Genomic DNA, 512 nt, shown 5'->3' with positions numbered 1-512 from the left:
CTGAGTATTGTGAAGCCTCCGCAGGTTAAACGTTTACCCGATATATTGACCCCTGCCGAAGTATCCATCGTCATTAGCCTCACCCATAAGCTGCGATATCAAGTGTGCTTTTTAACCCTTTACAGTATGGGGTTGCGCCTCGGCGAAGCAATTTCATTGCAGGTTGGCGATATCGATTCCGCGTTGATGCAGGTGCATATTCGTGACGCCAAGGGCGGTAAAGACAGGCTGGTCCCTTTACCTCAACGCACATTACTTGCACTGCGATATTACTGGCAAACCCATCGCCATCCCCGGCATGTATTTCCCGGTAAAGATGGCAAGCCAGGTTCAATGATAGATAAAGGCGGTATTCAAAAAGCACTAAAGCGAGTGATTAACGACTGCAACATCCACAAATCCATCAGCCCACATAATTTACGTCACAGCTATGCGACTCATCTGCTCGAACAAGGGTTAGATTTACGCTCAGTACAGCACTTACTCGGCCACAACAGCCTTAACACTACCGC

Annotated in this window: 1 protein-coding gene; it reads left to right on the top strand. The window is 48.2% G+C overall.

Annotated features, from left to right (window positions below; translation table 11 throughout):
* Window positions 1–512: tyrosine-type recombinase/integrase (locus AAEZ00_RS22460; RefSeq protein ID WP_351089739.1), on the top strand; the 512-nt coding region annotated here is incomplete at both ends.

It is taken from the genome of Shewanella sp. S1-49-MNA-CIBAN-0167 (assembly GCF_040310145.1).
GTDB classification, from domain to species: Bacteria; Pseudomonadota; Gammaproteobacteria; order Enterobacterales; family Shewanellaceae; genus Shewanella; species Shewanella psychromarinicola.
This window is presented reverse-complemented; position numbering and strand designations above follow the sequence as displayed.